Here is a 26,393-nt window from a genome sequence, read left to right on the forward strand (position 1 = left end):
CCGACGTTGGTTGATTGTGTGCTCATTGAATACCGCTCCCCTAGGTGTCTCCGCCGGCCAGGGCGATGCTGGCCTGGCGCTCTTGGTACCCGCCTTTTCCGTCTGGGACGATTTCGGTCAGGTCGATTTTGTCTTCGGTGATCTGGTTGATCTGGCCGTGGTTCTGGCCCAGGTAGTTGCCCGGCTGAACGCGGTGGATGACGCCGTCCTGGGATTTGACCAGGGCCCAGGCCTGTTCCTTTTGCTCCAGGATGCCGACCATGCGCAGGGTGTCCAGGGGGAACTGTTCCAGCTCTTCCTTGCGCCGGTCAAAGTCGGGCCGCAGGCCGCTGCCGCTGGCGGCGGACTGTTCTTCTTCGTCGCCCATGCCCATGGCCGGGCTGAAGGGGTCGCGGCGGCCGTTGGCGCTGTAGATGAAGCCTTCGATGTGCTTGATCTCGGGCAGGGGTTCGATCTCTGGCGCGGGCCGGGCCTTGACCTCGGCGATGTAGCTGTGCAGGTCGTTCATGTCATGCCCCATGCAGGCGCTGAGGCCGAGGCTGAGCAGGATGATGGCCAGCCGCGCCGGGGCCCGTTGCGTCAACTGGGGTTGGGTGCTGTTGCTGGTCATGGCTATTTCCTCTTGCCTTTCTTTGCCTTGGGCGCGGGCGCTTGGGTGTCATCCAGGTAGCGGTAGGTCTTGGCTACGGCCTTGAGGTTGAGTTGGCCGCCCTTGGCGTCCTTGCCCCCGGTGGGCTTGATGTTGATGTTGTGGATGGTGACGATGCGCGGCAGGGAGGCCAGGCCGCTGACAAAGTCGCCAAACTGGTGGTAGTTGCCGACCACTTCTATGTTGATGGGCAGCTCGGCGTAGAATTCCAGCTTTTTTTCCGCAGCGGGTTGAAAGCGTTTGAATTCAAGCCCAGCGGCAAGCCCGGTCTGGGAGACATCCACCAGCAGGGCGGGCACTTCGGTCTGGTTGGGCAGTTGCTGCAGCATGGTGCCGAGGGATTCCTTGAGGTCGGCCAGTTGCTGGCGGTAGCGCTCCAGGTTGATCGCCTTGACCTGCTTGGCGGCGAATTCGTTGCGCAGGTCGCCCTCTTCCATTTCTACCTTTTCCAGGTTCTGCATCTGTTCCTGCAGGTGGAAGTGCCAACCGGCGTAGCCCAGGGCCCCGCACAGGATGAGGATCACCACGGCCTTGATCGGCCAGGGCCAGATGCCGATTTCCTTGGGGTCGAGGTTGCTCAGATCGTCCAGGTTCATGGCTATTTCTCCTCGGCCTTGGGGCTGGCCTGCTGTAGCTTCATCTTGAACACGAACAGGCCGCTTTGGCTGCGGTCTTTGTCAACGATCTCGGCCAGGGCCGGGTTCTGCATCCATTGGGAACGCTCAACGCCGCGCATGAAGGCGGAGACGCGGGCGTTGGATTGGGCCTTGCCGTCGAGGGAGACCTTGTCGTTGGACTGGCTCAGTGCGGTGAGGTAGGTGCCCTCGGGCAGGGCGGTGATGAGCTTGTCCATCAGGTGGACGATCTGCGGTCGGCTCTGTTGCAGATCCTGGATGACCTTCATGCGCGCCAGTAGTTGGGCCTTTTCCTGCTCGATGTTCTTGATCTCTTCGATGCGCTTGTCGAGCACGGCGATTTCGTTCTTGAGCAGTTGGTTGCGCTGGTTCTGGAAGTTGATCTGGTCGTTGATGATCAGGTGCGCGGCGAGTACGCCAAGCCCAACCAGACCGACTGCGATGCCGACCACTATGCCGAACAGCTTTTCCTGTTGTTTGCGCCGCTCTTCGCGCCAGGGGAGTAGGTTGATACGCGCCATGTCAGTCAAAGCTCCTCAGCGCCAGGCCGCAGGCGATCATCATCGCCGGGGCGTCGTTGTTCAAGGCCTTGGCCCTCACCTTGTTGGACATGCTCATGTTGGCGAAGGGGTTGGCGATCGTGGTGGGTACTTCTATGCGCTTTTCGATGAATTTGTCGATGTTGGACAGGGCCGCGCTGCCGCCGGCCAGAACCAGGAGATCGATATTGTTGTAGGGGCTGGCGGAGTAGAAGAATTGCAGGGCACGGCTGATTTGCAGGGCCATGCCCTCGCGGAAGGGCTCCAGCACCTCGGGGATATAGTTGTCCGGCAGGCCCCCCTGGCGCTTGGCCATGCCGGCCTCTTCCAGGGACAGGCCGTAGCGGCGCTGGATCTCTTCGGTCAGTTGCAGGCCGCCGAAGTTCTGCTCGCGGGTGTAGATGATGACGTTGTTGTGCAGTACCGAGAGGGTGGTGTTGGTGGCACCGATGTCGGCCACCGCCACGGTCATGTTTTCGCCCTGGTTGGGCCAGTCTTCCGCCAGCAGGGAGCAGGCCAGTTCCATGGCGTAGGATTCTATGTCCACCACGGTGGCAGTGAGTCCGGCCAGTTGCAGGGCGGCTACACGGGCATCGACATTTTCACTGCGGCTGGCGGCCAGCAGTACGTCCACCTGGTCCGGTACGCGGGCGTTGGGGCCGATCACCTCGAAGTCGAGATTGACCTCCTCCAGCGGATAGGGGATGTATTGGTCGGCCTCCAACTGGATCTGGATCTCCATCTCGCGGTCATCCAGCCCGGCCGGCATGTTGATCACCTTGGTGATCACCGCAGCACCGGATACCGCCACCGCCGCATGGCTGGCCTTGGAACCGGATTTGGCGACGACCTTGCGGATGGCATCGCCCACCGCGTCCACATCGGCAATGGCCTTGTCCACCACGGCATTGGGCGAGAAGGGCTCTACCCCGTAGCTTTCCACCTGGTAGCGGCTGCCGACCTGGCTCAGTTCAAGCAGCTTGACCGAGGTGGATGTGATATCCAACCCAATGAGTTTATTGGACTTTTTTCCTAAGAATGAAAACATGGCGGTCCCGTCAGTGATTGCCCATGAATCTAATTGCTTAACAATTGACGTCAATAATAGCCGATAACGCCATAAAAGCAAAAGAAATTTTTAAGTCAAATTTTTGCTTGTTGCTGGGAGTGCTGGCCGCGCCCTGCCTGAGCACCCGAAAAGGTCGGGGTCCAGGCAAACCGAGATCGATTTTACCGGAATCAAGCCCCCTGCTTCCTTATTAATATAGGTATAGGGCAAAATCAGCAGTTGGGCTTTTGCCCCGCTCGGGCTGGGAGGCTGGCCCCCGATAGGGGTAGAATTGGCCTTGGCCGCATCTGCGCTCAACTCCATGGCAGGCCAGCCTTGCCGGGCGGTCTTTGCCGGGGCGGCCCACGCCTGGCCTAGATAGATGTGTGGTCGCCCCATTAACCCTAGGATAAACCGTGCGCCTGATCTTTAAACTCCTGCTGTGGATGGCCTCCAGCGGTATGCTGCTGGGCCTTTTGGCCATGGCCGGGGTGTACTTCTATCTGGCCCCGCAGCTGCCCGCCACCGAGCACCTGCGCCATGTGCGCCTACAGGTGCCGCTGCGCATCTACAGCGCCGATGGCAAGCTGATGGCCGAGTACGGCGAGAAGAAGCGCGAGCCCCTGGGCTATGCCGAGATCCCCCGGCCCTTGATCCTGGCCTTTCTCGCCGCCGAGGACGACCGCTTCTTCGAGCACCCAGGGGTGGACTATCAGGGCCTGGCCCGCGCCGCCCTGCAACTGCTCACCACCGGCCAGCGCAGCCAGGGCGGCAGCACCATCACCATGCAGGTGGCGCGCAACTTCTTTCTCTCGCCAGAGAAGACCTACATCCGCAAGATCAACGAGATACTCCTGGCGCTGAAGATCGAGCGGGAACTCACCAAGGAACAGCTGCTGGAGCTGTATCTGAACAAGATCTACATGGGCCATCGCGCCTATGGCGTGGGTGCCGCCGCCCAGGTGTATTACGGCAAGGGGCTGGATGAGTTGAATCTGGCCCAGCTGGCAATGATCGCCGGTCTGCCCAAGGCCCCCTCCAAATACAATCCCATCACCAACCCGCAGCGCGCCAAACAGCGACGCGACTATGTGCTGGGGCGCATGCACGGCCTGGGCTGGATCGACCAGGCCAGCTATGAACAGGCCCTGGCGCAACGGGTCAGCGCCCGCCACCACGGGGTGGAGATCGAGCTGGAGGCCCCCTATGTGACCGAGATGGTGCGTACCGAGATGCTGCAACGCTACGGCGAGGAGGCCTATCACCAGGGCTACCGGGTGTTCACCACGCTCGATTCGCGCTTGCAACTGGCCGCCGAGCGGGCCCTGCGCAACAACCTGCATGCCTACGACGAGCGCCACGGCTATCGCGGCCCGGAGCGCCAGTTACGCCTGCTGAGCGACTCCGACCTGGATGCCTTCCGCGCCCTGCGCCCGATCGAGGCCATCGCCGATCTGCGCCCGGCCCTGGTGCTGGAGCTGGATCAGCGCAGCGCCCAGGTCTATATCAAGGGCGTGGGCCGCGCCCTGCTGGATTGGGATGCCCTGTCCTGGGCCGCGCCCTACCTGAGCGAGAACCGCAAGGGCCGCGCGCCGCAGCAGGCCAGCGATATCCTGCGCCGGGGCGACCTGATCCGGGTGCGCGCCCACCCCGATGACCAGGACCGGCCGGGCTGGCGGCTGGCCCAGCTGCCCCAGCTGGAGGGTGCCCTGGTGGCGCTGGACCCCAAGGATGGGGCAGTCAAGGCCCTGATGGGCGGCTACAACTTCTACCAAAGCAAGTTCAATCGGGCCACCCAGGCCAAGCGCCAGCCCGGCTCCGGGTTCAAGCCGGTGATCTACTCCGCCGCCCTGGAGGCGGGCTTTTCCGCCGCCACCCTGATCAACGACTCGCCGGTGATGTTCGCCCCCGGCCAGGGCCGCACCAGCCAGTGGCGGCCGGAGAACTACAGCGGCCGCTTCCACGGCCCTACCCGCCTGCGCCTGGCCCTGGCCAAGTCACGCAACCTGGTGTCCATCCGCCTGCTGCAGGAGATGGGGCTGAAACAGGCCCTGGAGCACAGCCGCAACTTCGGCTTCGACCCCGACCAGCTACCGCGCAACTTCACCCTGGCGCTGGGTACCGGTGAGACCAACCCGCTGCAGATGGCCCGCGCCTATGCCGTGCTGGCCAACGGCGGCTTCCTGGTGGAGCCCTATTTCATCCAGCGCATCGAGGCACAGGACGGCGGCCTGGTGTATCGCGCCGATCCGCTTATCGCCTGCCCGGAGTGCGAGGAGGCGCTGGCCCCAGGCCAGGTGCTCACCGGCCGCCCGGCACCGCGCACCCTCAGCCCGCAGAATCATTTTCTGATGAACTCCATGCTGCGCGACGTGATACGCATGGGCACCGCCACCCGCGCCAAGGAGCTGGGACGCGCTGATCTGGCCGGCAAGACCGGCACCACCAATCAGCAGCGCGATGGCTGGTTCAACGGCTTTCACCCGCAGATGGTGGCAGTGGTCTGGAGCGGCTTTGATGACATGCGCCCCATGGGCCGCAAGGAGACGGGCGGCAAGGTCTCCCTGCCGGCCTGGATGGCCTTCATGCAAGAGGCCCTCAAGGACCTGCCCGAGCAGCCCCTGAGCCTGCCCGGCGGCATGTACGCCCTGAGCATAGACCCCGCCAGCGGCCAGCCCGCCGCCCCCGGTCAGGCCAACGCCATCCAGGAATACTTCCGCGTCGGCGCGCCCCTGCGCGAGTCTGACCCGCTCGGCACCGACCTGGGGCAGCCGCAAGAGCCCCTGCTCGGCCCCAGCGAGATCCTCTCCGAAGAGCTGTTTTGATCAACCCGGCCCTCAGCCCTGCGACCTGGCGGCGGGCGCGGCCCGCCCTTCTCTGAGCGGCAGGCCACGGAGTACGGCAAGCCTGTTGCCTGGAACCGCGCACAGGGTAGAATCCCACCCATGAACAGCCAGCTCAAACCCCTGCCCACCGGCCACAGCACCCTCGCCACCCTGATCGACGAGGGCATGGTCTATATCGACAAGACCCCGCTGGTACACCGGCTCACCCGGTACCCTGGGCGCTTTTTCCTCTCCCGCCCGCGCCGTTTCGGCAAGAGCCTGCTGGTGGATACCTTTCAGCAACTGTTCGAGGGCAATGAGCGGCTGTTCCGCGATCTCTATATCCACGATCAATGGGACTGGTCGCGCCGCCATCCGGTGATCAAGATCGATTTTGCCGCTGGTGAGTTGCAGAGCAAGGAGGCTCTGGATATTCGCCTTTACCGTATTCTCAAGGAAAACCAAGAACGGCTAGGCATCAGCTGCGATTGGGACACCAACGATGTGCCCGGTTGTCTGTCGCAGCTGATTCTTCGCGCTCGGGAGCAGTTTGGCGAAAAGGTCGTGGTTTTGGTGGACGAGTACGACAAACCGATGTTGGACAACATCGAGAACCTGGAGACAGCCGCTGAAATGCGCAGCGGCCTGAAAAATCTCTACTCGGTACTCAAGGCGCAGGATGCCCAGCTGCAATTCGTCTTCCTCACCGGGGTGACCAAGTTCAGTAAGGTGAGCATCTTCTCCGGCATCAATCAGCTGGAAGACATCACCCTGGACAAGGCCTATGCCACGATTTGCGGCTACACCCAGCATGACCTGGAGACCAGCTTTGCCGGGCATCTGGCCGGGGTGGATTGGGCCAGGCTGCGCCGCTGGTACAACGGCTACCGCTTTCTCGGCGATGCGGTCTATAACCCCTTCGATATCCTGCTGTTCATCAGCAAAGACCGCATGTACCGCAATTATTGGGTCGAGACCGGCAGCCCGTCCTTTTTGGTCAAGCTGTTCCGCCAGCGGCGCTATTTTCTGCCGCAACTGGAGAGCATCGAGGTAGGCGAGGAGATCCTGGATTCCTTCGATATCGAGCACATCAACCCGGTCACCCTGCTGTTCCAATCGGGTTATTTGACCATAGCCTCCACCCAGACCCGGCGCTCGCGCCTGGTGTTTCGTTTGGCCATCCCCAACCAAGAGGTCAAGCTTTCCCTGCATCAATATTTTCTCGATGGCTATTTGCAGGTAGAGATGGACCAGCGCAGCCGCTATCAGGATCAGCTGTATGACCAGCTCATCAGTGGTGATCTGCCCCAGCTCATCGCCACCCTCAAGCGCCTGTTCGCCGCCATCCCCTGGCGCAACTTCACCAACAACGCCATGGCGGATTTTGAGGGCTACTACGCCTCGGTACTCTTTGCCTTTTTCGAGAGCCTCAACGCCCAGGTGATCCCGGAGGACATCACCAACCAGGGCCAGGTGGACATGAGCATCGAGCTGGAGGGCTGGATCTATGTGATGGAGATCAAGCTGCTGGACTCCGCCGCTGATTTAGTTGAAGGGAAAAACCCGGCGCTGCAGCAGATCCAGGCCAGGGGCTACAGCGAGAAGTATCGCGGCAAGGCCAGCCAGGGGCTGTTCGAGCTGGGCCTGGTGTTTGGCCGGGAGGAGCGCAATCTGATCCAGGCGGATTGGCTGAAACCTCACTAACGCTCATGGAGCGGACAGGGCCAGGCCGGGATCGGCAACGGGTTGGCGGGTTAGGCCCAGGTCTAGGAGCCTGTCCATTTCCAGCTTTGGAGAAAAAAACAGGGCCTATAGATTTCAGGTTCCACAAGCCTGCGGTTTGCGCCGGGCAGCGTGGCCCTGCCCTGGGCCAGTTATAACGGATAGAATCGGCCTTTCCTTACAACGAGAACCACCGTGGAACTGCATAGCTTCGTCATCTCTGCTGTCTTGCTGCTGAGCGCCGCCTCCCTGGCGGTGGCCCTGTTCAAGCAGCTTGGGCTGGGCTCGGTGCTTGGCCTGCTGGTGGCCGGGGTGATTGTCGGCCCCCACTCGCCTGGCCCGGTGGCCATCGCCAATGTGGAGGCGGTGCGCCACTTCACCGAGTTGGGGGTGGTGCTGCTGCTGTTTCTCATCGGTCTGGAGATGAAACCGCACCGGCTCTGGGCCCTGCGCCGGGAGGTGTTCGGCCTGGGTTCGCTGCAGATCCTGCTCACCGGTCTGGTGATCGCCGTCTATGCCCAGCAGTACTACCCCGCATGGCCCGTGGCCCTGCTCATTGGGGTCACCCTGGCGCTGTCCTCCACCGCCTTTGTCATGCAGATATTGCAGGAGCGTGGCGATATCACCAGCCGCCACGGCAGCAGCGCCTTTGCCGTGTTGCTGATGCAGGACCTGGCGATTGTGCCCCTGCTGGCCATGGTCCCGCTGCTGTCCGACCACAGCGCGCCGGACAGCCTGCCCCTGGGGCAGCAGCTGGCGCTGGTGCTGGGCATGTTGCTGGTGGTCTGGATATTCGGTCGCTATCTGGTGCGCATGGCCCTGGAGCGATTGGCGCGCAGCAACAATCGCGAGGGCTTCAGCCTGGTGGTGTTCCTGGCGGTGTTCCTGGCCGCCGCCGCCATGCACGAGGCCGGTCTGTCCATGGCCCTGGGTGCCTTTCTGATGGGCATGTTGCTCTCGGAAAGCCGCTTCAGTTATCAGATCCAGGCCCTGGTGGAGCCCTACAAGGGCCTGCTGATGAGCCTGTTCTTTGTCGCCGTGGGCATGTCTATCGACCTTGAGGCGGTGGCGAATGCCCCCGGCCGCTTCGCCGAACATGTGCTGGCGCTGATCGCCATCAAGCTGGTGGTGATGTTTCTGCTCGGGCTGGCCTTCGGCCTGGGCCGGGCGGTGGCCACGCGGGTGGCCTTCATGCTGGCGCAAAGCGGCGAGTTTGGCTTTGTCCTGTTTGGCAGCGCCCTGGCCCTGGGGGTGATCTCCGATGAACTCTTCGTGGTGGCGGTGGCGGCCATCTCCGTAAGCATGCTGCTTACCCCCCTGCTGATCCGCATCGGTGATGGCCTGGCCATGCGCATCGATCGGAAATATGTCGCCAACCAAGACAAGGCAGAGCCCTACAGCTTCTCCGAGGGCGATGCGCAGGACCAGCGGCGGGTAATCATCGCCGGTTATGGCCGGGTCGGCCACACCGTGGCCACCATCCTGGAGGACAGCGCCGTGGCCTATGTCTGCTTCGATACCAACCCCAACCACGTCGCCGCCGGCAAGGCCGATAGCCGACCGGTGTACTACGGCGATATCGGCGATTTCGAGCTGCTCTCGGCCCTGCATCTGCAGCACAGCAGCCTGGTGGTGCTGACCATAGACCACAGTCCCACGGCGCTGCGCGCTGTGTCCCACATCCGCAGCATCAACCCGAGCATCCCCATCATCGCCCGAGCCCGCGACCTGCAAACCAGCACCGCCCTGCTCGACGCCGGGGCCACCAAGGCCTACCCGGAGACCCTGGAAAGCAGCCTGCGCCTGAGCGCCGAGGCCCTGCAGATGATCGGCATCTCCAGCGGCTCGGTGGAGACCCTGGTACAGGACGTGCGCGCCAGCGATTACAAGCAGGTGCTCAAGGGTGAAAACGAGCCCCATTGACCCGGCCAGCGGGTTTGCGGGAACATGCCGCATGGGGCAGGGTTTTGCCTGATTTGTAACCAGTTGCACCCGTTGAGGGAACAGGGCTGGGATGAGGGGATCAATAGCCTAAGCCGTTACCTGATTTGAAAAAGACCACAGCCCGGACACAGCCTGCATGACGCTTTTATTCTTTTACTTGTTCCTCGCCCTGTTTGTTTCCTTTCTGTGCTCCATTCTGGAATCTGTACTCCTGTCTTCCACCAGCAGTTATATACAGACACTGGTAAAGGAGAGCAATACACGGGGCTCCTTGCTGGCCAAGGAACTCAAGACCCATATCGATCGGCCTATCTCCGCCATACTGATTCTCAACACCTTCGCCCACACCATGGGAGCGGCCGGCGTGGGCGCCCAGACGCAAATCCTGTTCGGTGATGAGTGGCAGACCCTGATGGCCATCATTCTGACCCTGCTGATCCTCTATTTCACCGAAATCATCCCCAAGACCATAGGCGCGACCTACTGGAAGAGGTTGCTGATCCCGGCAATCTATACCATTCACTATCTGATCAAGCTCACCTATCCGCTGATACTGGTCTCGATCCAGGTCACCCGACTGCTGTCAAAGGGCAAGCCCCGGCCCAATCACTCACGCAATGAGATCCTCGCCATGGTGGAGATGAGCGAGCGCGAGGGCTCCATCCTCAGTCAGGAAGGGGCCTTGATCGAAAACCTGCTCCGCCTGAAGGAGCACAAGGCCAGGGACATCATGACCCCGCGTAGCGTCATGTTTGCCCTGAGCCAGGATGTCACCGTGGCCGAGGCCCTGGTGCAGGATGGAACCTACATCCACTCCCGCATCCCGGTGTACAAGGAGACCCAGGACAGCATCATCGGCCTGGTATTCAACCAACGCATCCTTCAAAAAAGCATAGAAGATCAGCAGCACAGACGCATGGAAGAGATCGCTGTACCCGTCTTTCATGTATCGGAAAACCTACCGGTGAACACCTTGCTCGATCTCTTCGTCAAGCGCCGCGAGCACCAATTCATTGTGCACGACAGCTACGGTCAAACGGTAGGCCTGGTGACTATGGAAGACGCCATCGAAACCCTTTTGGGCGTGGAGATCATCGATGAGATGGATCAGGTAGTGGACATGCAATCCCTGGCCAGGGAGCGCAGCCGTATCTTTCAAGAGCGCATTCGGCGTGATTTGCACAACGCCCGCGAGGCCAAGGCCGCCCAGACCGAGCAGGACGCCGCCCCGGCAGACGACCTGGCGACCACAGCCAAGCCGAACCATCACAGCGCAAGCTGAGCCACCCCGGCTGCATTCTCAGGCAGCGCCTGAGTACAATACATTGCCCTGGGCAATATCCTCGGCTCCAATCTGTTCAACACCCTGGCGGTGATGGGCATTGCCGGGGTGATCGGCCCGATGGCGGCGGGGCCGGGTCTGATCAATCGGGACGTGACACGAGGCCAACTCAGCGCCTCAAAATCGTGAAAATTTGTTCTCGCTCTTCCACCTTGCTCGCTACGGGCACCTAAACCCGACAGGCTCCTAGGCTATACTTGCAGGGTTGCGCATAATCTGTCCCCAACTGGTCGCTGGCGGCTGGCGGCTTTAACCATCCCAACCCATGAGGGCACTTAACGTGGAATTCTTTTCCGATATCAAACTGGCGCAGGTGGTTTCCACCCTGTTTTATTCCCTGCTGGGGCTGGTGCTGTTTCTGTTCAGCTACTGGGTGCTGGAGAAGCTGACCAAGTTCTCTATCCGCGATGAGATCGTTGAAGATCACAATACCAGCCTGGGGGTGATCATCGCCGGCTATTTCATCGGTATCGCCATTATCCTCGCCGCCGTGATCGGGTGACCGACGCCCGCCTGCGTCTGCAGCACCTGACCCTGCTGTTCGCCACCTTCGTGGTGGCGATCTGTGGTCTGGTCTATGAGCTGCTGATCGGCACCCTGTCGAGCTATCTGATGGGGGACTCGGTGTTCGAGTTCTCCCTGGTCATCGGCCTGTTCATGACCGCCATGGGGCTGGGCTCCTGGCTGTCGCGCCATGCCCAGCTGGAACTGGCGCGCTGGTTTGTCGCCATCCAGTTCGGCATCGGCCTGCTCGGCGGGCTGGCACCGCTGATCCTGTTCTTCGCCTTTGCCCAGCTGGACAACTACCGCTCCTTCCTGCTGCTAATCGTGATTGCCCTTGGCACCCTCACCGGGATGGAGATCCCCCTGGTGATCCGCCTGCTGGAGCACATGCGCGAGCTGCGCGTGAACCTCTCCAATGTGCTCAGCCTGGACTATGTCGGTGCCCTGGTGGCCTCGCTGCTGTTTCCCCTGGTGCTGGCACCCCAGCTGGGTCTGCTGCGCACCGGCCTGCTGTTTGGCCTGCTCAACCTGTGGGTGGCGCTGCTGGCGGCCTGGGTGTTTCGCGATCAGCTGGCCCGCTGGGGGCGCTGGCTTATGGCCCTGCTGCTGGCCATGGCCCTGCTGCTGGCGCTGTTCGTGCTGGCCGAGCGGCTGACCCAGAGCATGGAGACGCGGCTGTACGACGACGAGATCGTCTATGCCGAGACCTCGCCCTACCAGCGTCTACTGCTGACCCGGGATGGGGCGCGCATCCGCTTCTTTCTCAACGGGGCCTTGCAGTTTGACTCCCTGGATGAGTACCGCTACCACGAATCCCTGGTGCATCCGGCCCTGGCCCTGGCCGAGGGGCGCGAGCGCCTGCTGATCCTCGGTGGCGGTGATGGCCTGGCCCTGCGCGAGGTGCTGCGTTGGGGCGACATCGGCCAGGTCGATCTGGTGGATTTGGACCCGGCGGTGACCGGCCTGTTCCGCCGCAACCCCCTGCTGCGCCAGCTCAATGGCGACAGCCTGAGCGACCCCCGTGTGCAGGTACGCAATGCCGATGCCTGGAAGTTCCTGGAACAGGCCGATACCCTGTATGACGTCATCCTGATCGATCTGCCCGACCCGCGCAGCCTCGGCCTCAGCCGCCTCTACAGCGAGAGCTTCTACAAGCTCGCCGCCAAGCGCCTGGCCCGGGGCGGGGTGCTGGTGACCCAGGCCACCTCGCCACTCTATGCCCGCCAGGCCTTCTGGAGCATAGTCGCCAGCCTGGAGCAGGGTGCCGGGCTGGAGGCGCTGCCCTACCACGCCTATGTGCCCTCCTTTGGCGAATGGGGCTTTGTTCTGGCCAGCGCCAAGCGCCTGGATCGGAACAACCCGCTGCACGGGGCCGGTCTGCCGCCGGGGCTTAGGTTTCTGCGCCAGGACCTGCTGGGCCCCATGACCCGCTTCCCGCCCGACATGGCCCGACTTGAGGTGGAGACCAATCGCCTGAGCAGCCACGTTCTCAGCCGTTACTACGAGGAGGGCTGGGCCAATTGGTTTCGTTGAGCCGGTGAGCACCACCCCCATTGAATTTTTCTTTTTGAAGCAAGCTGTTTAACCCTTTATTTGAATCGTCTCTCAAGTTTATTGTGGTGCCTGCCGCTAACCCCTGTGAGCCTGATGGGGTGCAGGGATGCTGTATCCATCGGCACAGATAGAGCCAGACCCGCGCCTGGGCTGGACAGAAAACGCCGCCTGGGTCATGCAGCGGCGGCGATTGACGAGACCCTTACCGAGAAGACTATGTTGAAGTGGTTGACAGCCTATCTGGGCGAGCCGGGCAGCCTGCGTTTCCGCCTGGTGGTGAGCCTGACCGGGGCCCATGTCTTCCTCGTTGTCCTGGTAGCCTGGGGGCAATGGTGGAACGACAACCTGCAGCGCCATGTACAGGGCTCCCGCGAGATCACCCAATTGACCGGGCAACTGACCGCCTCCTGCGGTGCCCTGCTGCACCTGGCGGGCAACCTCAGGGATGAACGGCGCAACCGCGCCGACCAGGCCGAATTACAGGCCATAGCGCGCACCCATGCCGGCTTCGACAGCAAGCTCAATGCCTGGCTGGAGGGGCATTCCCAGGCCCCGGCCCAGCTGCATCAGACCGCCAAGGCCTTCCAGCAACAGTTTGAGAAGACCCTGGGGCTGTTCGGCCAGGCCCTGGCCGACCCGGTCGGCGCGGACATCAAGGGGGTGCTGGCCGCCCACCAACGGTTGGGGGATCAATCACGCCAGCTCTCCGCCCTGCTCGGCGAGCAGATCGAGGCGCACTTCTCGGCCATGGAGGGGGCCACCGAGCAGGCCAACGATCACCTGTTGATCATCCTGTTCGGTGCCATTCCGATTTCTATCTTATTCGCCATGGTGCTGATCCGCTGGGTGCTCAGGCCGATCAACTACCTGCATGAAAACATGCAGCATCTGGTGCAGGGCAAGGGCAGCCTGACCGAGCGCCTGAGCCAGTGCGGCGGTGAGTCGGGCATCCTCGCCCAGGACTACAACGAGCTGCTGGACAAGCTGGAGGACGCCCTGAACCAGGTCGCCGAGGTCACCCTGAGGGTGAAGAAAGGCTCTCTGCAGCTGGATAGCGATGCCCTGCAAACCCTGGGCGCCCTCACCGGGCAGGAGGCCGAGGTGGATGAAGTGGTGATGCGCATGCAATCCATGGAGCAGGAGATCAGCGCCATCCGCGACAACACCAACCAGGCCACAGAGGCGGCCACCTCGGCCCTGAGCATCACGGAGAGCGCCCAGCAGGTGATGAACCAGACCCTGACCTCCATGCGCAGCCTGGATGAAGAGTCGGCCAACAACCTCAGTCAGGTGGAGGAATTTGCCGCCAACGCCGAATCCATTGGCGATATCGGCGCGGTGATCCGTGGCGTGGCCGAACAGACCAACCTGCTGGCGCTCAATGCCGCCATCGAGGCGGCCCGCGCCGGGGAGCAGGGGCGGGGCTTTGCCGTGGTGGCCGATGAGGTGCGCAACCTGGCCTCGCGCACCCAGCAGCTCACCCAGGAAATCAACCAGCAGGTCGAAGAACTCAAGCAGAATGCGGGCAAGACCAAGGTCTCCATGGGCCACAATCGGGAGCACGCCTCGCGCACCCTCAGTCAGGTGGAAGGCCTGGCCGAGCCACTGGCCGAGGTCAGCCGCTCCACTGCGCGCATTGCCGGACTCAATCAGGAGGTGGACGCCGCCATGCTGCGCCAGACCGAAGAGCTGGCCAACATCAACCGCAACGCGGTCAATCTCAAGGCCACCACCAGTCAGGCGGAACTCAATGCCCGCGACATGCAGGACGTCAGCGTCATGCTGGCCACCCAGGTCAATCAGTTGCTGGAGATGCTGCGCCTGTTTAACCTCAAGGTGGATATGCAATCGGTGGAGGCGCAGCAGGCCAGGGGCGGTTACAGGAGCGAGATCAAGTCCAGTGGCGGCACAGCCGCAGCGGACGCAAACCCAACGGCGGGGCAGGAAGATGACATCACCTTCTTCTGAGCAGGGGCAAGGCACCCAACAGCGCCGTGCAGCGGAGACTGAAGCATGAAGGTCATCGCAGTGGCCAACCCCAAGGGGGGTAGCGGCAAAACCACCCTGGTCAGCAATCTGGCCTGCTTTCTGGCCGCCTGGGGCTACAGCGTGCTGGTGCTGGATGCCGACCCCCAGGCCTCGGCCCTGGATTGGGCGGCGGTACGCCCGCGCAGCCTGCCCAAGGTGACGGTACTGGCCTGCCCGGCCGATGACCTGCTCTCGCGCCTGCTCAATGCGCGCAAGAACGCCGATGAGCGCACCTTTTTGATCCTCGACCTGCCGGCGGGCTTTCCGGTGCGGGACGAGCTGGCCATCCACCCCTATGTGGACATGCTGCTGGTGCCCACCATCGCCTCGCCGTTTGATGTACGGGCCATGGTGCGCCACCTGTTTCAGCTCTACCGCAACAACTTCGAGGTGGGCAAGGGCCCCAAGACCGCCGTGGTGGTCAACCGGGCGCGGCCTAACACCCTGTTGCACAAGAGCGTGCTGGATGGCTTTCTGGCCCGCATCAGCTTTCCGCTGATCAGCGAGATACGCGAGACGCAGAACTACCCCAAGGCCGCCCAGGAAGGGCGCGGTATCATCGAACTGCCCCTGCGCGGCGTGATCAAGGACCTGTTGCAGTGGCGCTCCATCCTGCTCTGGGTGGCCGAGGAGTTGAATACCGGGGCGGGCTTTGAGCTATACCCCGGCCTCGGTCTTGAGGCGGAAGCCGGGCCGGAGCCGCCAGCGGGGAACAGACCAGGGAGGTCCAAGGCAGGGGCAGATGAGGCGAAGCGGTGAAGGATTGCTCAAGCCCCGAAAAAATGCGGACAAAGGCCGACCTTGCCGTGCGGCATAGGGCGGGCCGCGCCGGCCGCCAAGCCACGGCAATGAGGCCGGCCCCTGGTGGTTGCGCGGCGGCCACGGGCCGCCCTATTCGATTGGCCGGGATTTGTGGGTAATCAGGAAGGCCGATGGGTGCTGTTTTCAGGATCAAACTTTGCGCTACTACTGATAGACTGTGCCGCATCAAGACAGGCCCTTGGGTTTTGCGGCAAAAGGGCTGGAAGGGTCTGCACCTCACCCCAGCCATATCCCCGCAGGGGAGAGGGAATAGAGGACCTGGCCCGTTACGGCGTTTTTAATTGACATCACTCTGTCCCGACTGTGGGGTAGATTCAGGACCGACAAACCAACAGAACAGATTGCGTACCCATGAGTACAAGCCCGAGTTTACCGCCACCTTCAGAGCTGGGTTCAGGTCTGAGTTACCGTATGGCCGCCTGGCCGCTGCTGGTGGGCCTGACCGGCCTGGCAGCGCTGTTTGTGGCGGATCGGGTGGGGCCTTTGGGCTCGGCCATTGGTTTGCTGCTGATTGCCCTGGCTGCGGCCTATTGGCTGTACAACCGCGCCGAGGGCCTGCAACAGGAATTGGCCCAGTCCCGCCAGCGTGAGATGCAGATGCAGGCCCGCGCCGAGCAGGCCGAGCAGCAGCGTGATGAGCTGGAGCGCCTCAGCGCCGAGGTCTTTCCCATCTGGCAGCGGCAGATCGACAGCTCCATCCGCCATGGGGTAGAGAACATCGACCAGCTGGTGCAACGCTTTTCCGCCATGTCCGAGGAACTGCGTCGGGTACATGGCGCGGTGCATGTGGGCAGCGAAGGCGACCAACTGCTGGGCGAGATCGAGACCGACAAGCGCAAGCTGCGCAGCCTGTTTCAGCAACTGACCCAGATGTTCGACTCCAATGCCTCCATGTTTGCCAGCGTAAAAAACCTGGAGGAGCTGACCGCAGACCTGGACCAGATGGCCCTGCAGGTGGGGCAGATCGCCGATCAGACCAATATGTTGGCGCTCAATGCCGCAATAGAAGCGGCGCGGGCCGGGGAATCCGGGCGCGGCTTTGCCGTGGTGGCCGACGAGGTGCGCACCCTGTCCGGTCAGTCGGCCAAGACCGGCGACCAGATCGCGCAGAAGATCAAGTCCATAGGCGCGGCCCTGCACCGGGTATTCGAAAGCTCGGAAAAGGTGCATGAGAGCGAAGAAGAGACCATCCACCAGGGCGAGCGGACCATAGAACGGGTGATCGAGGGCCTCAGCGGCCAGACCGAGTCCCTGCAGCACGATGGCGAGGAGCTGCTCAAGCTGGGCGGCGAGATCAGCCATGAGATCGATCAGGTGCTCACCGCCTTCCAGTTTCAGGATCGGGTCAGTCAAATCCTGGCACAAGTGGCAAGAAGTTTGCAAGAGACGGCCGGTCGTATCGAGCAGCGCGCTATCCAGCGGGGTCGGGGGCAGGCCATAGAGCCCCTGAATATTGACCAATTGCTGGAGGAAATGCGCGCCAGTTATGCGACCATAGAGCAGCATCTGGACCACGCCCCCGGCGGCCAGGCGGTCGAGGCCGCCGAGGGTGGCGATGTGAACTTTTTCTGACCCGGCCAAGCCGCAAATCCACGAACCACGGAACCACGAGATTCAACCATGAGCAAGACCATTTTGATCGTCGATGATTCGGCCTCCATCCGTCAGGTGGTAGGCATAGCCCTGCGCGGTGCCGGTTATCAGACCATTGAGGCCTGCGACGGCAAGGATGCACTGAGCAAGATGACCGGCGACAAGATCAACCTGATCATCAGCGATGTCAACATGCCCAACATGGACGGCATCACCTTCCTCAAGGAGGTGAAAAAGCACCCGCGCTACAAGTTTACCCCGGTGATCATGCTCACCACGGAGGCGGGCAAGGACAAAATGATGGAAGGCAAGGCCGCCGGGGCCAAGGCCTGGGTGGTCAAGCCGTTCAAGCCGCCGCAGATGCTGGACGCCGTGGCCAAACTGGTGCTGCCATGAAAAGGCCTGCCAGCAAGGAACTCACCCGGCTGAGTCTGGGGGAGGAGATGACCATCTACACGGCGGCCCAGATCAAGGAAGACCTGCTGGGTAATTTCAATCAGTCACAGGGCCTGGAGCTGGACCTGGCCCAGGTGCAGGAGCTGGACAGCTCCGGCGTGCAACTGCTGATGATGCTCAAGCGGGAATCCAAGGAGAAGGGCAAGCCACTGCATCTGGTCAACCACAGCCAGGCGGTGATCGAGGTGTTTGAACTGCTCGATCTCTCCGCCCATTTTGGCGACCCCCTGGTGATACCCGCAGAGTGGCAAAAGCCATGAACCCAAAAAGGGCATTTAGCCACAGGGCCACAGAGCGCACAGAGAAAAATCAATGTGTAGAAAAGCAACCGTGCAACACCTGCCAGATCAACCCGGCCTAAAATGCAACTCATTGAAAAACTCCGTGATCTCCGTATCTCTGTGGCTTAACTGAGGAATATAGGATGAGTAACGATGACGCCAAACTGACCTTTGCCCAAGAGGCCAACGAGCTGTTGCAGGAGATGGAAGACGCCCTGCTCTCCCTGGAAGAGGCCCCGGACGACAGCGAACTGCTCAACAGCGTATTCCGCTCCATGCACACCATCAAGGGCGCAGCTGGGGTATTTGGCTATGACTGCATCGTCGAATTTACCCATCCCATCGAGACCGAGATGGACCGGGTGCGCAACGGCGAGCGGCAGATCGACAGCGACATGATCGCCGTGCTGCTGGAGAGCCGCGACCACTGCATCAATCTGGTGGAGCACGTCCTCCACGGCGATGAGGAGGCCCTGAGCGAAGAGCTGATCCAGCGTGGCGAGGAGCTGCTCAATCGCATCACCGGCGGCGCGAACGCCAGCAAGGGCAGCGCCATGACCCCGGTGAACGAAGACAGTCGGCTGGAAAAGGACGAACGCGGCGAGAGCAGCAACGACTTCTGGATGATCTCCCTGGAATTCGGCCCCGACGCCTTGCGCAACGGCCTGGATCCCATGTCCTTCCTGCGTTATCTGAAGACTCTGGGCGAGATCGACAGCATCGTCAGCTTCCTGCACCACCTGCCCGCCGCCGAGGAGATGGACCCGGAGAGCTGTTACCTGGGCTTTCGCATCGCCTTCAACAGCGATGCCGACAAGAAATCCATCGAGAGCGTGTTTGAGTTCGCCCGCGATGACTGCGACATCCGTATTCTTTCGCCCAGCTCCAAGCTGGAACACTACATGGAGCTGCTCAACTCCCTGCCGGAGACCGAGCTGAACCGGCTCGGCGAGATCCTGGTGGACATAGGCGCGGTCACCGAGACCGAGATCAGCCGCGCCCTGGGCGATCAGGGCCAGTTCGTCGCGGGCGAAGAGGAAGAGACCAGCGAGCCCAGACCCCTGGGCGAGATCCTGGTGGAACGCAAGGTGGTGGACAAGGCGGTGGTCGAGGGGGCCTTGAAAAAACAGGAAAAGACCCGCGAAAAGGTCGCCCAGGAGGCCAAATACATCCGCGTCGATGCCGACAAGCTGGGCCACCTGATCAACCTGGTGGGCGAGCTGGTCATCTCCAGCGCGGCGATGAAGCTACAGGTGGATATCGGCGGCCACAACGAGATGGAGGAGGTGGTCTCCGGCGTCGAACACCTGGTGGAAGAGATCCGCGACAACGCCCTGCAATTGCGCATGGTGCAGATCGGCGACACCTTCTCCCGCTTCCGCCGGGTAGTGCGGGATGTGAGCAAAAACCTGGGCAAGGAGATCGACCTAGTCATCACCGGCGGTGACACCGAGCTGGATAAGACCGTGGTGGAGAAGATCAACGACCCCCTCACCCACCTGATCCGCAACTCCCTGGACCACGGCATAGAACTGCCCGAGGTGCGCCAGGCCAAGGGCAAGCCGGCCACCGGCACGGTACACCTGAACGCCTTCCACGACTCCGGCCACATCGTCATCCAGATCAAGGACGACGGTGCCGGTCTGGACACCGAGCGTCTGCGCGCCAAGGCCGAGGCCATGGGCAAGATCCAGCCCGAGCAGGGCATGAGCAAGCAGGACCTGCTACGGCTGATCTTCGAGCCGGGCCTGAGCACCAAGCAGGAGGCCAGCGACCTGTCCGGCCGCGGCGTCGGCATGGACGTGGTCAAGCGCAATATCGAATCCCTGCGCGGCACCGTGGAGGTGGATAGCGAGATCGGCGAGGGCACCACCATCACCATCCACCTGCCCCTGACCCTGGCCATCATCGACGGCTTCATGGTCGGTGCCGGTAAGGAGAACTACATCATCCCCCTGAGCATGGTGGGCGAATGCGTGGAGATGGACGAGGGCGGCTGGCAACTGAATGAGGATCGGCGCTACGTCAATCTGCGCGGCGAGGTCCTGCCCTATCTGCGTCTGCGCAACTATTTCAGCGTCCCCGCCGCTGGCGAGGAGGAACAGACCAGCGGCCACGAGAGCCTGGTGGTGGTGCGCTCCGGGCGCAGCAAGGCCGGCTTTGTGGTGGATGAGCTGTACGGCGAGTTGCAGACGGTGATCAAGCCCCTGGGCAAGGTGTTCGAGCGCCTGCAGGGCATCAGCGGCGCCACCGTGCTGGGCACCGGCGAGGTGGCCCTGATCCTGGATGTACAGGAACTCATCACCCAGGCATCGGCATGAACGCAAGGCCCGGCCCCAGCCCCGAATCCCGATTGCCAAGTTGGCTATTTACCAACCTATCATCTGAGGTAACCCCATGCTGCGCCTGAAAGATATTCGCATGCAACCCAAGCTGATCCTGCTGATGCTCCTGGTCAGCCTGATCCCCCTCACCCTGGTGGCCTATATTGCCACCAGCAATGCCAGCAAGGCCCTGCTGGAGGGCTCCTACGCCCAGCTTGATGCCATGCGCAGCCTGAAGATGGTGCAGCTGCAATCCTACTTCGACAAGCTCAAGGGCGAGCTTGCAGGCCTGAGCGAGACCGTGGCCACGGTGCGCAAGGATGCCTTTACCCAGTTACAGACCCTGCAAACCCTGAAGAGCAACGAGTTGCAGCGCTTCATCGAGGCCTACAAGACCGACATGCGCGTGCTGGCGGCCTCTGGAGATGCCCAGAGCCTGTATCGCGAGCTGGTCCGCTACCACAACGAGACCGGGGTGACCCCGGATGGGGCCTACGACGTCACCAGCTTTGCCTACAAGGATATCTACCGGCGTTTTGGCCAGAACGTCCTCACGGCGGCCAAGGAGTCGGGGTTTGACGACGTGCTGATGATCTGCGCCGCCCACGGCCACGTCATGTTCTCCACCGCCCAACGCCCGGATCTGGGCACCAACATGCGCCACGGCCCCTATAAGGACAGCGTGCTGCAACGGCTGTGGAGCAAGGTGGTCAGCCGCAAGGGCGAAGCGGTGGTGGACGTGGAGATCTACGCCGCCAACGACGGCAAACCCACCGCCTTTGCCGGGGTACCCATGGTGCTGGACGGCAAGATGGTCGGGGTGATGGCGGTACAGATCTCCCTGGAGGCGATCAACCGGCTGATGACCGACCGCACCGGCCTGGGCAAAACCGGCGAGACCTATCTGGTCGGCCCGGACCTGCTGATGCGCTCCGACTCCTTCCTTGACCCGCAGAATCACTCCATCGTCGCCTCCTTTGCCAACCCCGCCAAGGGCCGGGTGGACACCCCGGCGGTACGCGCCGCCCTGCGTGGCCAGGCCGGTGCCGGGGTAATCGAGGATTACAACGGCAACCCGGTGCTGAGCGCCTGGGCACCGCTGAAACTGGACGATGACCTGACCTGGGCCTTCCTGGCGGAAAAGGACGTGGCCGAGGCCTTCAACCCGGTGGACGATCAGGGCCGCGAGTTCTTCGCCAAATATCAGGAGATCCAGGGCCATTACGACCTCTTCCTGATCGACCCCAAGGGCTTTGTGTTCTACAGCGTGAGCCGGGAGGCCGACTTCCGCACCAACATGGTCAAGGGCAAATACAGCGACAGCAACCTGGGCCAGCTGGTACGCCAGGTGCTCGATAGCCGCGCCTTCGGCATCAGCGACTTCGCCCCCTACGCCCCCAGCAATGGTGAACCGGCCGCCTTTGTCGCCATGCCGGTAATGGCCGGTGGCAAGATCGAGATGGTGGTGGCCCTGCAGATGTCCACCCAGGTGATCAACGCCATCATGCAGCAGCGCGAGGGCATGGGCGAGACCGGCGAGACCTATCTGGTGGGCAGCGACAAGCGTATGCGCTCGGACTCCTTCCTCGACCCCAACGGGCGCAGCATCAAGGCCTCCTTCGCCGGTACGGTGGAAAAGAACGGGGTGGACACCGAGGCCTCCCACGAGGCCCTGGCCGGGGTCAGCGACACGCGCATCGTCATCGACTACAACGGCAACCCGGTACTCTCCTCTTTCTCTCCGCTGAGCGTGGGTGACAGCCGCTGGGCGGTGCTGGCAGAGATCGACGAGGCCGAGGTGATGCAGCCGGTGAACGCGCTGGTGCGCCTGATCCTGATCCTGGGCGCGGTGCTCACCGCCGCCGTGGTATTCATCGCCTACCTGCTGGCCGGCAGTATCACCCGGCCGATCCGGCAGAGCGTGGAGGTGGCCAGGGCCATGGCCGAGGGCCAGCTCGATCAGCGCATCGCGGTGGATGGCAAGGACGAGACCGGTCAGCTGCTACAGGCGATGAAGGACATGCTGGCCAACCTCAGCCGCATCATCCGCGATGTTCGCAGCGGGGCAGACAACCTGGCCAGCGCCTCCCAAGAGGTCAGCGCCACCGCCCAGACCCTTAGCCAGGGTGCCACGGAACAGGCCGCCAGCGTGGAGGAGGTCACCGCCTCCACCGAACAGCTCAACGCCTCGGTGCAGCAGAACACGGAAAACGCCAGGGTCACCGACGGCATGGCCACCCGCTCCGCCGCCGAGGCCGAGCACGGCGGCGAGGCAGTGGCGCGCACGGTCAAGGCAATGAAGGAGATCGCCGGCAAGATCGGCCTGATCGAGGATATCGCCTACAAGACCAACCTGCTCTCGCTCAACGCCGCCATCGAGGCCGCCCGCGCCGGCGAGCACGGCAAGGGCTTTACCGTGGTCGCCGCCGAGGTGCGCAAGCTGGCGGAGAACAGCCGTGCCACGGCGCAGGAGATCAACCAGCTGGCCACCAACAGCGTCGATGTGGCCGAGCAGGCCGGCAAGCTGCTCGAACAGATGGTGCCCAGTATCAAGAAGACCGCCGATCTGGTGCAGGAGATCTCCGCCGCTTCCGAAGAGCAGTCCAGCGGCGTGGCCCAGATCAACAGCGCCATGAGCCAGCTGGACCAGGCCACCCAGCAGAGCGCTTCGGCCTCCGAACAACTGGCCGCCACCTCCGAGGAACTCAGCGCCCAGGCGGAGAACCTGCAACAGGCGGTGGCTTTCTTTCAGCTTGACCGGGGAGGAGACTGATGACCCAGGCAACCGTAGTGAACCAGGACGCGCAGCGGCCTGGTCAACTGGCCCCGGCCGAGGGAGCGGAGCAGACCGGCCAGGCGGGCCAGAACGAGGGCATTCAGTGCCTGACCTTCTCGGTGGCCAACGAGCGCTTTGCCGTGGATATCCTGGATATCCGCGAGATCATCGAGGTGGGCATGATGACCTCAGTGCCCCTGGCACCGGACTTCGTGCGTGGGGTGGTCAATCTGCGTGGCAATGTGCTGCCGGTGATCGACCTGGCGGTACGCCTGGGCCGTGAGCGTCAGGACATCGGCAAGCGCACCTGCATCGTGGTGGTGGAGATCCGGGTGGCACGGGAAGACCTGAGTCTGGGCATACTGGTGGACGAGGTCAACGAGATCCTGGAGATAGACCCGGAACACCTGCAACCGCCGCCCAAGGTGGGCGGACGCATGCGCACCGACTTTATCCGCGCCATGGGCCGGGTGGAGGACATCTTTATCGTGCTGCTGAACATGAACCATGTGCTCAACCGGGGCGATATGGAACAGCTACAGGAGCTGGCCAGCTTCGCCGAAGGCAGCGGCCTGGGACCAGCGGATGAATGAGCGCGAACAGTGCAGATTTGTGAAGCGCTTTAAGCGCAAAGAAAAAGTTAACCCTTAGGGTCCTCTGAGCTTCTCTGTTATCTCTGCGTCCTTCAGGCTTCGCCAGCTTGGGTTTGTGGTTAAACCGTTACGATTTTTGTTTTGTTGGGGGCCAACGCCAGGCCTTTTATCTTGGGAGAGCGTGTCATGCAATTGAATATGAAGTTGAGTACCCAGATCAGTCTGGGCTTTGCCGCCGTCATGGCCTTGCTGTTGGTGGTGTCGGTGTCCGCCTACATGGGTCTGGGCACCGCCATCCAGGGCTTTACCGACTACCGCGGCCTGGCCCGCGATGCCAACCTGGCCGGGCGGGTGCAGGCCAATATGCTGATTGTGCGCATATCCGCCATCAACTACCTGCGCAAGCACAGCGACGCTGCGGTGGAGAACTTCAAGGAAAGATACAAGGTGCTGGGGGAGTTGGTGGACGAGGCCACGCGCGAGATCCAGAAGCCGGAGCGGGCCGAGCGGGTCGCCTTTGTGAAGAAGTCCGTGGCTGAATACGAGCGCGGCTTCTTCCAGGTGGTGGATTTCATGCACAGGCGTAACAAGATCGTGGACGACGACCTGGACCCCAACGGCCTGGCCATGGGTGAGGCGGTGACCGCCATCATGCAGTCCGCACGCAAGGATGGCGACACCGAGGCCGCCGTCAGCGCCGGTGATGTGCGGGCGGCGGTGATGCAGGCGCGTCTCTACGTCAACCGTTACCTGACCACCAATGAGGCGGAGGACGCCGAGCGCGCCCACAAGGAGCTGGACCAGAACCTGAGCGAGCGGCTCAGGGTGCTGGATCAGAACCTGGACAATCCCGAGCGCCGCCGCCTGCTGGCCGACTTTAAAAGCGCCATGGAGAAGTACGCCAAGGCCTGGGATGAGATCAATGAGATCATCGTCGAGCGCAACAAGGTCATCAGCGGCACCCTGGATCGCATTGGCCCGCTGGTGGCCGATGCCACCGAAGAGGTCAAGCTCTCGGTGCAGAAGGATCAGGACATCCTGGGCCCGCAGGTGCAGCAGAGCAACGAAAATACCGTGCAGACCGTGCTGATCATCTCCGGCGTGGCCTTCTTTGTCGCCATCTTCCTGTCCTGGTTCCTGGTGCGGGTGATCAAGAAACCCCTGGGCGGCGAACCGGCCGACATGGCCGCCGTGGCCCGTCGCATCGCCGAGGGGGATCTGGCCATGCACTTTGATAACCGCGACCAGGCCACCGGCCTCTATGCCTCGATGATTGAGATGGCCGAGCAGCTGGGCGATGTCATCGGCCGGGTGCGCGGCGGCGCCGATAATCTGGCCAGCGCCTCGCAGGAGATCAGCGCCACGGCGCAGACCCTGAGCCAGGGTGCCACCGAGCAGGCCGCCAGCGTAGAGGAGACCACCGCTTCGGTGGAGCAGCTCAACGCCTCGGTACAACAGAACGCCGAGAATGCGCGCGTCACCGACGGCATGGCCACCCGCTCCGCCGGTGAGGCCGAACGCGGCGGCGAGGCGGTTGGTCGCACGGTGAAGGCGATGAAGGAGATCGCCAGCAAGATCGGCCTGATCGAGGACATCGCCTACAAGACCAATCTGCTGTCGCTGAATGCCGCCATCGAGGCGGCCCGTGCCGGCGAGCACGGCAAGGGCTTCACCGTGGTCGCCGCCGAGGTGCGCAAGCTGGCGGAGAACAGCCGCGTCACCGCCCAGGAGATCAACGAACTGGCCACCAACAGCGTGAGCATCGCCGAGGAGGCGGGCAAGCTGCTGGAGGAGATGGTCCCCAGCATCAAGAAGACCGCCGACCTGGTGCAGGAGATCTCCGCCGCATCCGAAGAACAGGCCAGCGGCGTGGCGCAGATCAACAGCGCCATGGACCAACTGGACAAGGCCACTCAACAGAATGCCTCTTCCTCCGAGCAACTCGCGGCCACTTCCGAGGAGCTCAGCGCCCAGGCCGAGAACCTGCAACAGGCGGTGGCCTTCTTCAAGCTCTCCGGCAGTCAGTCCGGTGGCGGCGCACCCCGCCGCTCCGGGGCCGCCAAGGCCGCCAAGAAGCCGACCGCCGCCCCCAAGCGCCTGGAGTCCAGGTCTTCATCCCGCGATGAGACCGATGAGGGTGATCTGGACATGAGTGACTTCGAGCGATTCTGAGGAGCCCGCCATGGGTGAACTAGCAACCACGGACCAACAACCCGGCACGGGGACGAATCTGGTGGTCGATGAGGCCAATCAGTATCTGACCTTCCATGTGCAGGGGGAGAGCCTGGCCATCGGTATTCTCGATGTCAAGGAGATCATCGAGGTAGGCGTCATGACCCGAGTGCCCATGACCCCTGACTTCATTCAGGGGGTGATCAACCTGCGCGGCAACGTGGTGCCGGTGATCAACCTGGGCAGCCGTCTGGGCCGGGGCAGATGCCCGATGACCCGGCGCAGCTGCATCGTGCTGGTGGAGTGCGAGGTGGAGAACAGCGACCGTCAGACCATCGGCATGCTGGTGGATGAGGTGAACGAGATCCTTGAGATCCGCCAGGACTGCATGCAGCCGCCGCCGGACTTTGGCACCGACATCCGCATCGACTTCATCCAGCGCATGGCCCGGGTGGACGAGCAGTTCATCGCCCTGCTCGATATCGGCCATGTGCTCTCCATGGGCGAGCTGGCCCAGTATATGCTGCCCGGCGGGGCGGCCAACCTGCCCGCAGCCACGGCGGAAGCGGCACGGGGAGCGGATTGA

At 62.6% G+C, this 26,393-nt stretch carries 21 protein-coding genes; 17 read left to right on the forward strand and 4 right to left on the reverse strand.

From position 1 onward, the window contains the following. Positions 1–40 precede the first annotated feature (40 nt). The 4 genes from D5125_04305 to D5125_04320 are packed head-to-tail and all read right to left on the reverse strand — an operon-like array spanning position 41 to position 2,871. A complete protein-coding gene (locus D5125_04305) occupies positions 41–610 on the reverse strand; it encodes a pilus assembly protein PilP (protein QFY88759.1) in 570 nt (189 codons plus the stop codon). 2 nt (positions 611–612) lie between these two features. After that, positions 613–1,245 (reverse strand): type 4a pilus biogenesis protein PilO, encoded by a 633-nt coding sequence (locus D5125_04310; GenBank protein ID QFY88760.1) that lies wholly within the window; start codon positions 1,243–1,245, stop codon positions 613–615. Positions 1,246–1,247: 2 nt separating this feature from the next. Continuing rightward, positions 1,248–1,805, reverse strand: coding sequence for a PilN domain-containing protein (locus tag D5125_04315; protein QFY88761.1), 558 nt, complete (start codon positions 1,803–1,805; stop codon positions 1,248–1,250). Between the two features lies 1 nt (position 1,806). Then, a complete protein-coding gene (locus D5125_04320) occupies positions 1,807–2,871 on the reverse strand; it encodes a pilus assembly protein PilM (GenBank protein ID QFY88762.1) in 1,065 nt (354 codons plus the stop codon). 416 nt (positions 2,872–3,287) lie between these two features. Here D5125_04320 and D5125_04325 point away from each other — a divergent pair, with 416 nt between their 5' ends. From D5125_04325 to D5125_04405, 17 genes are all read left to right on the forward strand, one after another. After that, entirely contained in the window at positions 3,288–5,696 is a 2,409-nt protein-coding gene (locus D5125_04325; GenBank protein QFY88763.1) for a penicillin-binding protein 1A, read from the forward strand. A 120-nt stretch (positions 5,697–5,816) separates the two neighbouring features. After that, positions 5,817–7,400 (forward strand): ATP-binding protein, encoded by a 1,584-nt coding sequence (locus D5125_04330; GenBank protein ID QFY88764.1) that lies wholly within the window; start codon positions 5,817–5,819, stop codon positions 7,398–7,400. A 213-nt stretch (positions 7,401–7,613) separates the two neighbouring features. Next, positions 7,614–9,341 (forward strand): cation:proton antiporter, encoded by a 1,728-nt coding sequence (locus tag D5125_04335; GenBank protein QFY88765.1) that lies wholly within the window; start codon positions 7,614–7,616, stop codon positions 9,339–9,341. 157 nt (positions 9,342–9,498) lie between these two features. Next, on the forward strand, positions 9,499–10,644 hold the full coding sequence (locus D5125_04340) for an HlyC/CorC family transporter (protein ID QFY88766.1): 1,146 nt from the start codon (positions 9,499–9,501) through the stop codon (positions 10,642–10,644). Between the two features lie 42 nt (positions 10,645–10,686). Further along, positions 10,687–10,833 (forward strand): hypothetical protein, encoded by a 147-nt coding sequence (locus D5125_04345; protein ID QPB72262.1) that lies wholly within the window; start codon positions 10,687–10,689, stop codon positions 10,831–10,833. A 136-nt stretch (positions 10,834–10,969) separates the two neighbouring features. Continuing rightward, the gene (locus D5125_04350; protein ID QFY88767.1) at positions 10,970–11,206 is read left to right on the forward strand and encodes a DUF350 domain-containing protein; all 237 of its coding nucleotides are present in this window, start codon (positions 10,970–10,972) and stop codon (positions 11,204–11,206) included. Continuing rightward, a complete protein-coding gene (locus tag D5125_04355; GenBank protein QFY88768.1) occupies positions 11,203–12,741 on the forward strand; it encodes a polyamine aminopropyltransferase in 1,539 nt (512 codons plus the stop codon). Before D5125_04350 ends, D5125_04355 begins: the two co-directional genes overlap by 4 nt. Positions 12,742–12,978: 237 nt before the next feature. Next, a complete protein-coding gene (locus D5125_04360; GenBank protein ID QFY88769.2) occupies positions 12,979–14,730 on the forward strand; it encodes a methyl-accepting chemotaxis protein in 1,752 nt (583 codons plus the stop codon). Positions 14,731–14,775: 45 nt separating this feature from the next. Continuing rightward, entirely contained in the window at positions 14,776–15,549 is a 774-nt protein-coding gene (locus tag D5125_04365; protein QFY88770.1) for a ParA family protein, read from the forward strand. A 474-nt stretch (positions 15,550–16,023) separates the two neighbouring features. Next, complete coding sequence (locus tag D5125_17360) at positions 16,024–17,184, forward strand: hypothetical protein (protein ID QPB72211.1); 1,161 nt, start codon at positions 16,024–16,026, stop codon at positions 17,182–17,184. A 48-nt stretch (positions 17,185–17,232) separates the two neighbouring features. Continuing rightward, on the forward strand, positions 17,233–17,601 hold the full coding sequence (locus D5125_04375) for a response regulator (protein QFY88771.1): 369 nt from the start codon (positions 17,233–17,235) through the stop codon (positions 17,599–17,601). Further along, positions 17,598–17,921 carry an STAS domain-containing protein gene (locus tag D5125_04380; protein QFY88772.1) on the forward strand — a complete coding sequence of 108 codons (324 nt, stop codon included), beginning with the start codon at positions 17,598–17,600 and terminating at the stop codon, positions 17,919–17,921. The genes D5125_04375 and D5125_04380 overlap by 4 nt, the downstream gene beginning before the upstream one ends. Positions 17,922–18,085: 164 nt before the next feature. Next, the gene (locus D5125_04385) at positions 18,086–20,263 is read left to right on the forward strand and encodes a chemotaxis protein CheA (protein QFY88773.1); all 2,178 of its coding nucleotides are present in this window, start codon (positions 18,086–18,088) and stop codon (positions 20,261–20,263) included. A 76-nt stretch (positions 20,264–20,339) separates the two neighbouring features. Continuing rightward, positions 20,340–23,039 carry a methyl-accepting chemotaxis protein gene (locus D5125_04390; protein ID QFY88774.1) on the forward strand — a complete coding sequence of 900 codons (2,700 nt, stop codon included), beginning with the start codon at positions 20,340–20,342 and terminating at the stop codon, positions 23,037–23,039. Beyond that, positions 23,039–23,635, forward strand: coding sequence for a purine-binding chemotaxis protein CheW (locus D5125_04395; GenBank protein QFY88775.1), 597 nt, complete (start codon positions 23,039–23,041; stop codon positions 23,633–23,635). Before D5125_04390 ends, D5125_04395 begins: the two co-directional genes overlap by 1 nt. 198 nt (positions 23,636–23,833) lie before the next feature. After that, positions 23,834–25,807 carry a methyl-accepting chemotaxis protein gene (locus D5125_04400; GenBank protein ID QFY88776.2) on the forward strand — a complete coding sequence of 658 codons (1,974 nt, stop codon included), beginning with the start codon at positions 23,834–23,836 and terminating at the stop codon, positions 25,805–25,807. A gap of 10 nt (positions 25,808–25,817) precedes the next feature. Beyond that, positions 25,818–26,393, forward strand: a complete 576-nt coding sequence (locus D5125_04405) for a purine-binding chemotaxis protein CheW (GenBank protein ID QFY88777.1) — start codon at positions 25,818–25,820, stop codon at positions 26,391–26,393.

The sequence above is a fragment of the gamma proteobacterium SS-5 genome (assembly GCA_009497875.2).
Taxonomy (GTDB): domain Bacteria; phylum Pseudomonadota; class Gammaproteobacteria; order Chromatiales; family Chromatiaceae; genus Magnetovirga; species Magnetovirga frankeli.

What these genes read in the sequence shown, in the direction of transcription:
- D5125_04305 (QFY88759.1), bottom strand. Translation starts at nt 610, where the DNA reads ATGACCAGCAACAGCACCCAACCCCAGTTGACGCAACGGGCCCCGGCG.
- D5125_04310 (QFY88760.1), bottom strand. Translation starts at nt 1,245, where the DNA reads ATGAACCTGGACGATCTGAGCAACCTCGACCCCAAGGAAATCGGCATC.
- D5125_04315 (QFY88761.1), bottom strand. Translation starts at nt 1,805, where the DNA reads ATGGCGCGTATCAACCTACTCCCCTGGCGCGAAGAGCGGCGCAAACAA.
- D5125_04320 (QFY88762.1), bottom strand. Translation starts at nt 2,871, where the DNA reads ATGTTTTCATTCTTAGGAAAAAAGTCCAATAAACTCATTGGGTTGGAT.
- D5125_04330 (QFY88764.1), top strand. Translation starts at nt 5,817, where the DNA reads ATGAACAGCCAGCTCAAACCCCTGCCCACCGGCCACAGCACCCTCGCC.
- D5125_04340 (QFY88766.1), top strand. Translation starts at nt 9,499, where the DNA reads ATGACGCTTTTATTCTTTTACTTGTTCCTCGCCCTGTTTGTTTCCTTT.
- D5125_04350 (QFY88767.1), top strand. Translation starts at nt 10,970, where the DNA reads ATGAGGGCACTTAACGTGGAATTCTTTTCCGATATCAAACTGGCGCAG.
- D5125_04360 (QFY88769.2), top strand. Translation starts at nt 12,979, where the DNA reads ATGTTGAAGTGGTTGACAGCCTATCTGGGCGAGCCGGGCAGCCTGCGT.
- D5125_04365 (QFY88770.1), top strand. Translation starts at nt 14,776, where the DNA reads ATGAAGGTCATCGCAGTGGCCAACCCCAAGGGGGGTAGCGGCAAAACC.
- D5125_17360 (QPB72211.1), top strand. Translation starts at nt 16,024, where the DNA reads ATGGCCGCCTGGCCGCTGCTGGTGGGCCTGACCGGCCTGGCAGCGCTG.
- D5125_04375 (QFY88771.1), top strand. Translation starts at nt 17,233, where the DNA reads ATGAGCAAGACCATTTTGATCGTCGATGATTCGGCCTCCATCCGTCAG.
- D5125_04380 (QFY88772.1), top strand. Translation starts at nt 17,598, where the DNA reads ATGAAAAGGCCTGCCAGCAAGGAACTCACCCGGCTGAGTCTGGGGGAG.
- D5125_04385 (QFY88773.1), top strand. Translation starts at nt 18,086, where the DNA reads ATGAGTAACGATGACGCCAAACTGACCTTTGCCCAAGAGGCCAACGAG.
- D5125_04390 (QFY88774.1), top strand. Translation starts at nt 20,340, where the DNA reads ATGCTGCGCCTGAAAGATATTCGCATGCAACCCAAGCTGATCCTGCTG.
- D5125_04395 (QFY88775.1), top strand. Translation starts at nt 23,039, where the DNA reads ATGACCCAGGCAACCGTAGTGAACCAGGACGCGCAGCGGCCTGGTCAA.
- D5125_04400 (QFY88776.2), top strand. Translation starts at nt 23,834, where the DNA reads ATGAAGTTGAGTACCCAGATCAGTCTGGGCTTTGCCGCCGTCATGGCC.
- D5125_04405 (QFY88777.1), top strand. Translation starts at nt 25,818, where the DNA reads ATGGGTGAACTAGCAACCACGGACCAACAACCCGGCACGGGGACGAAT.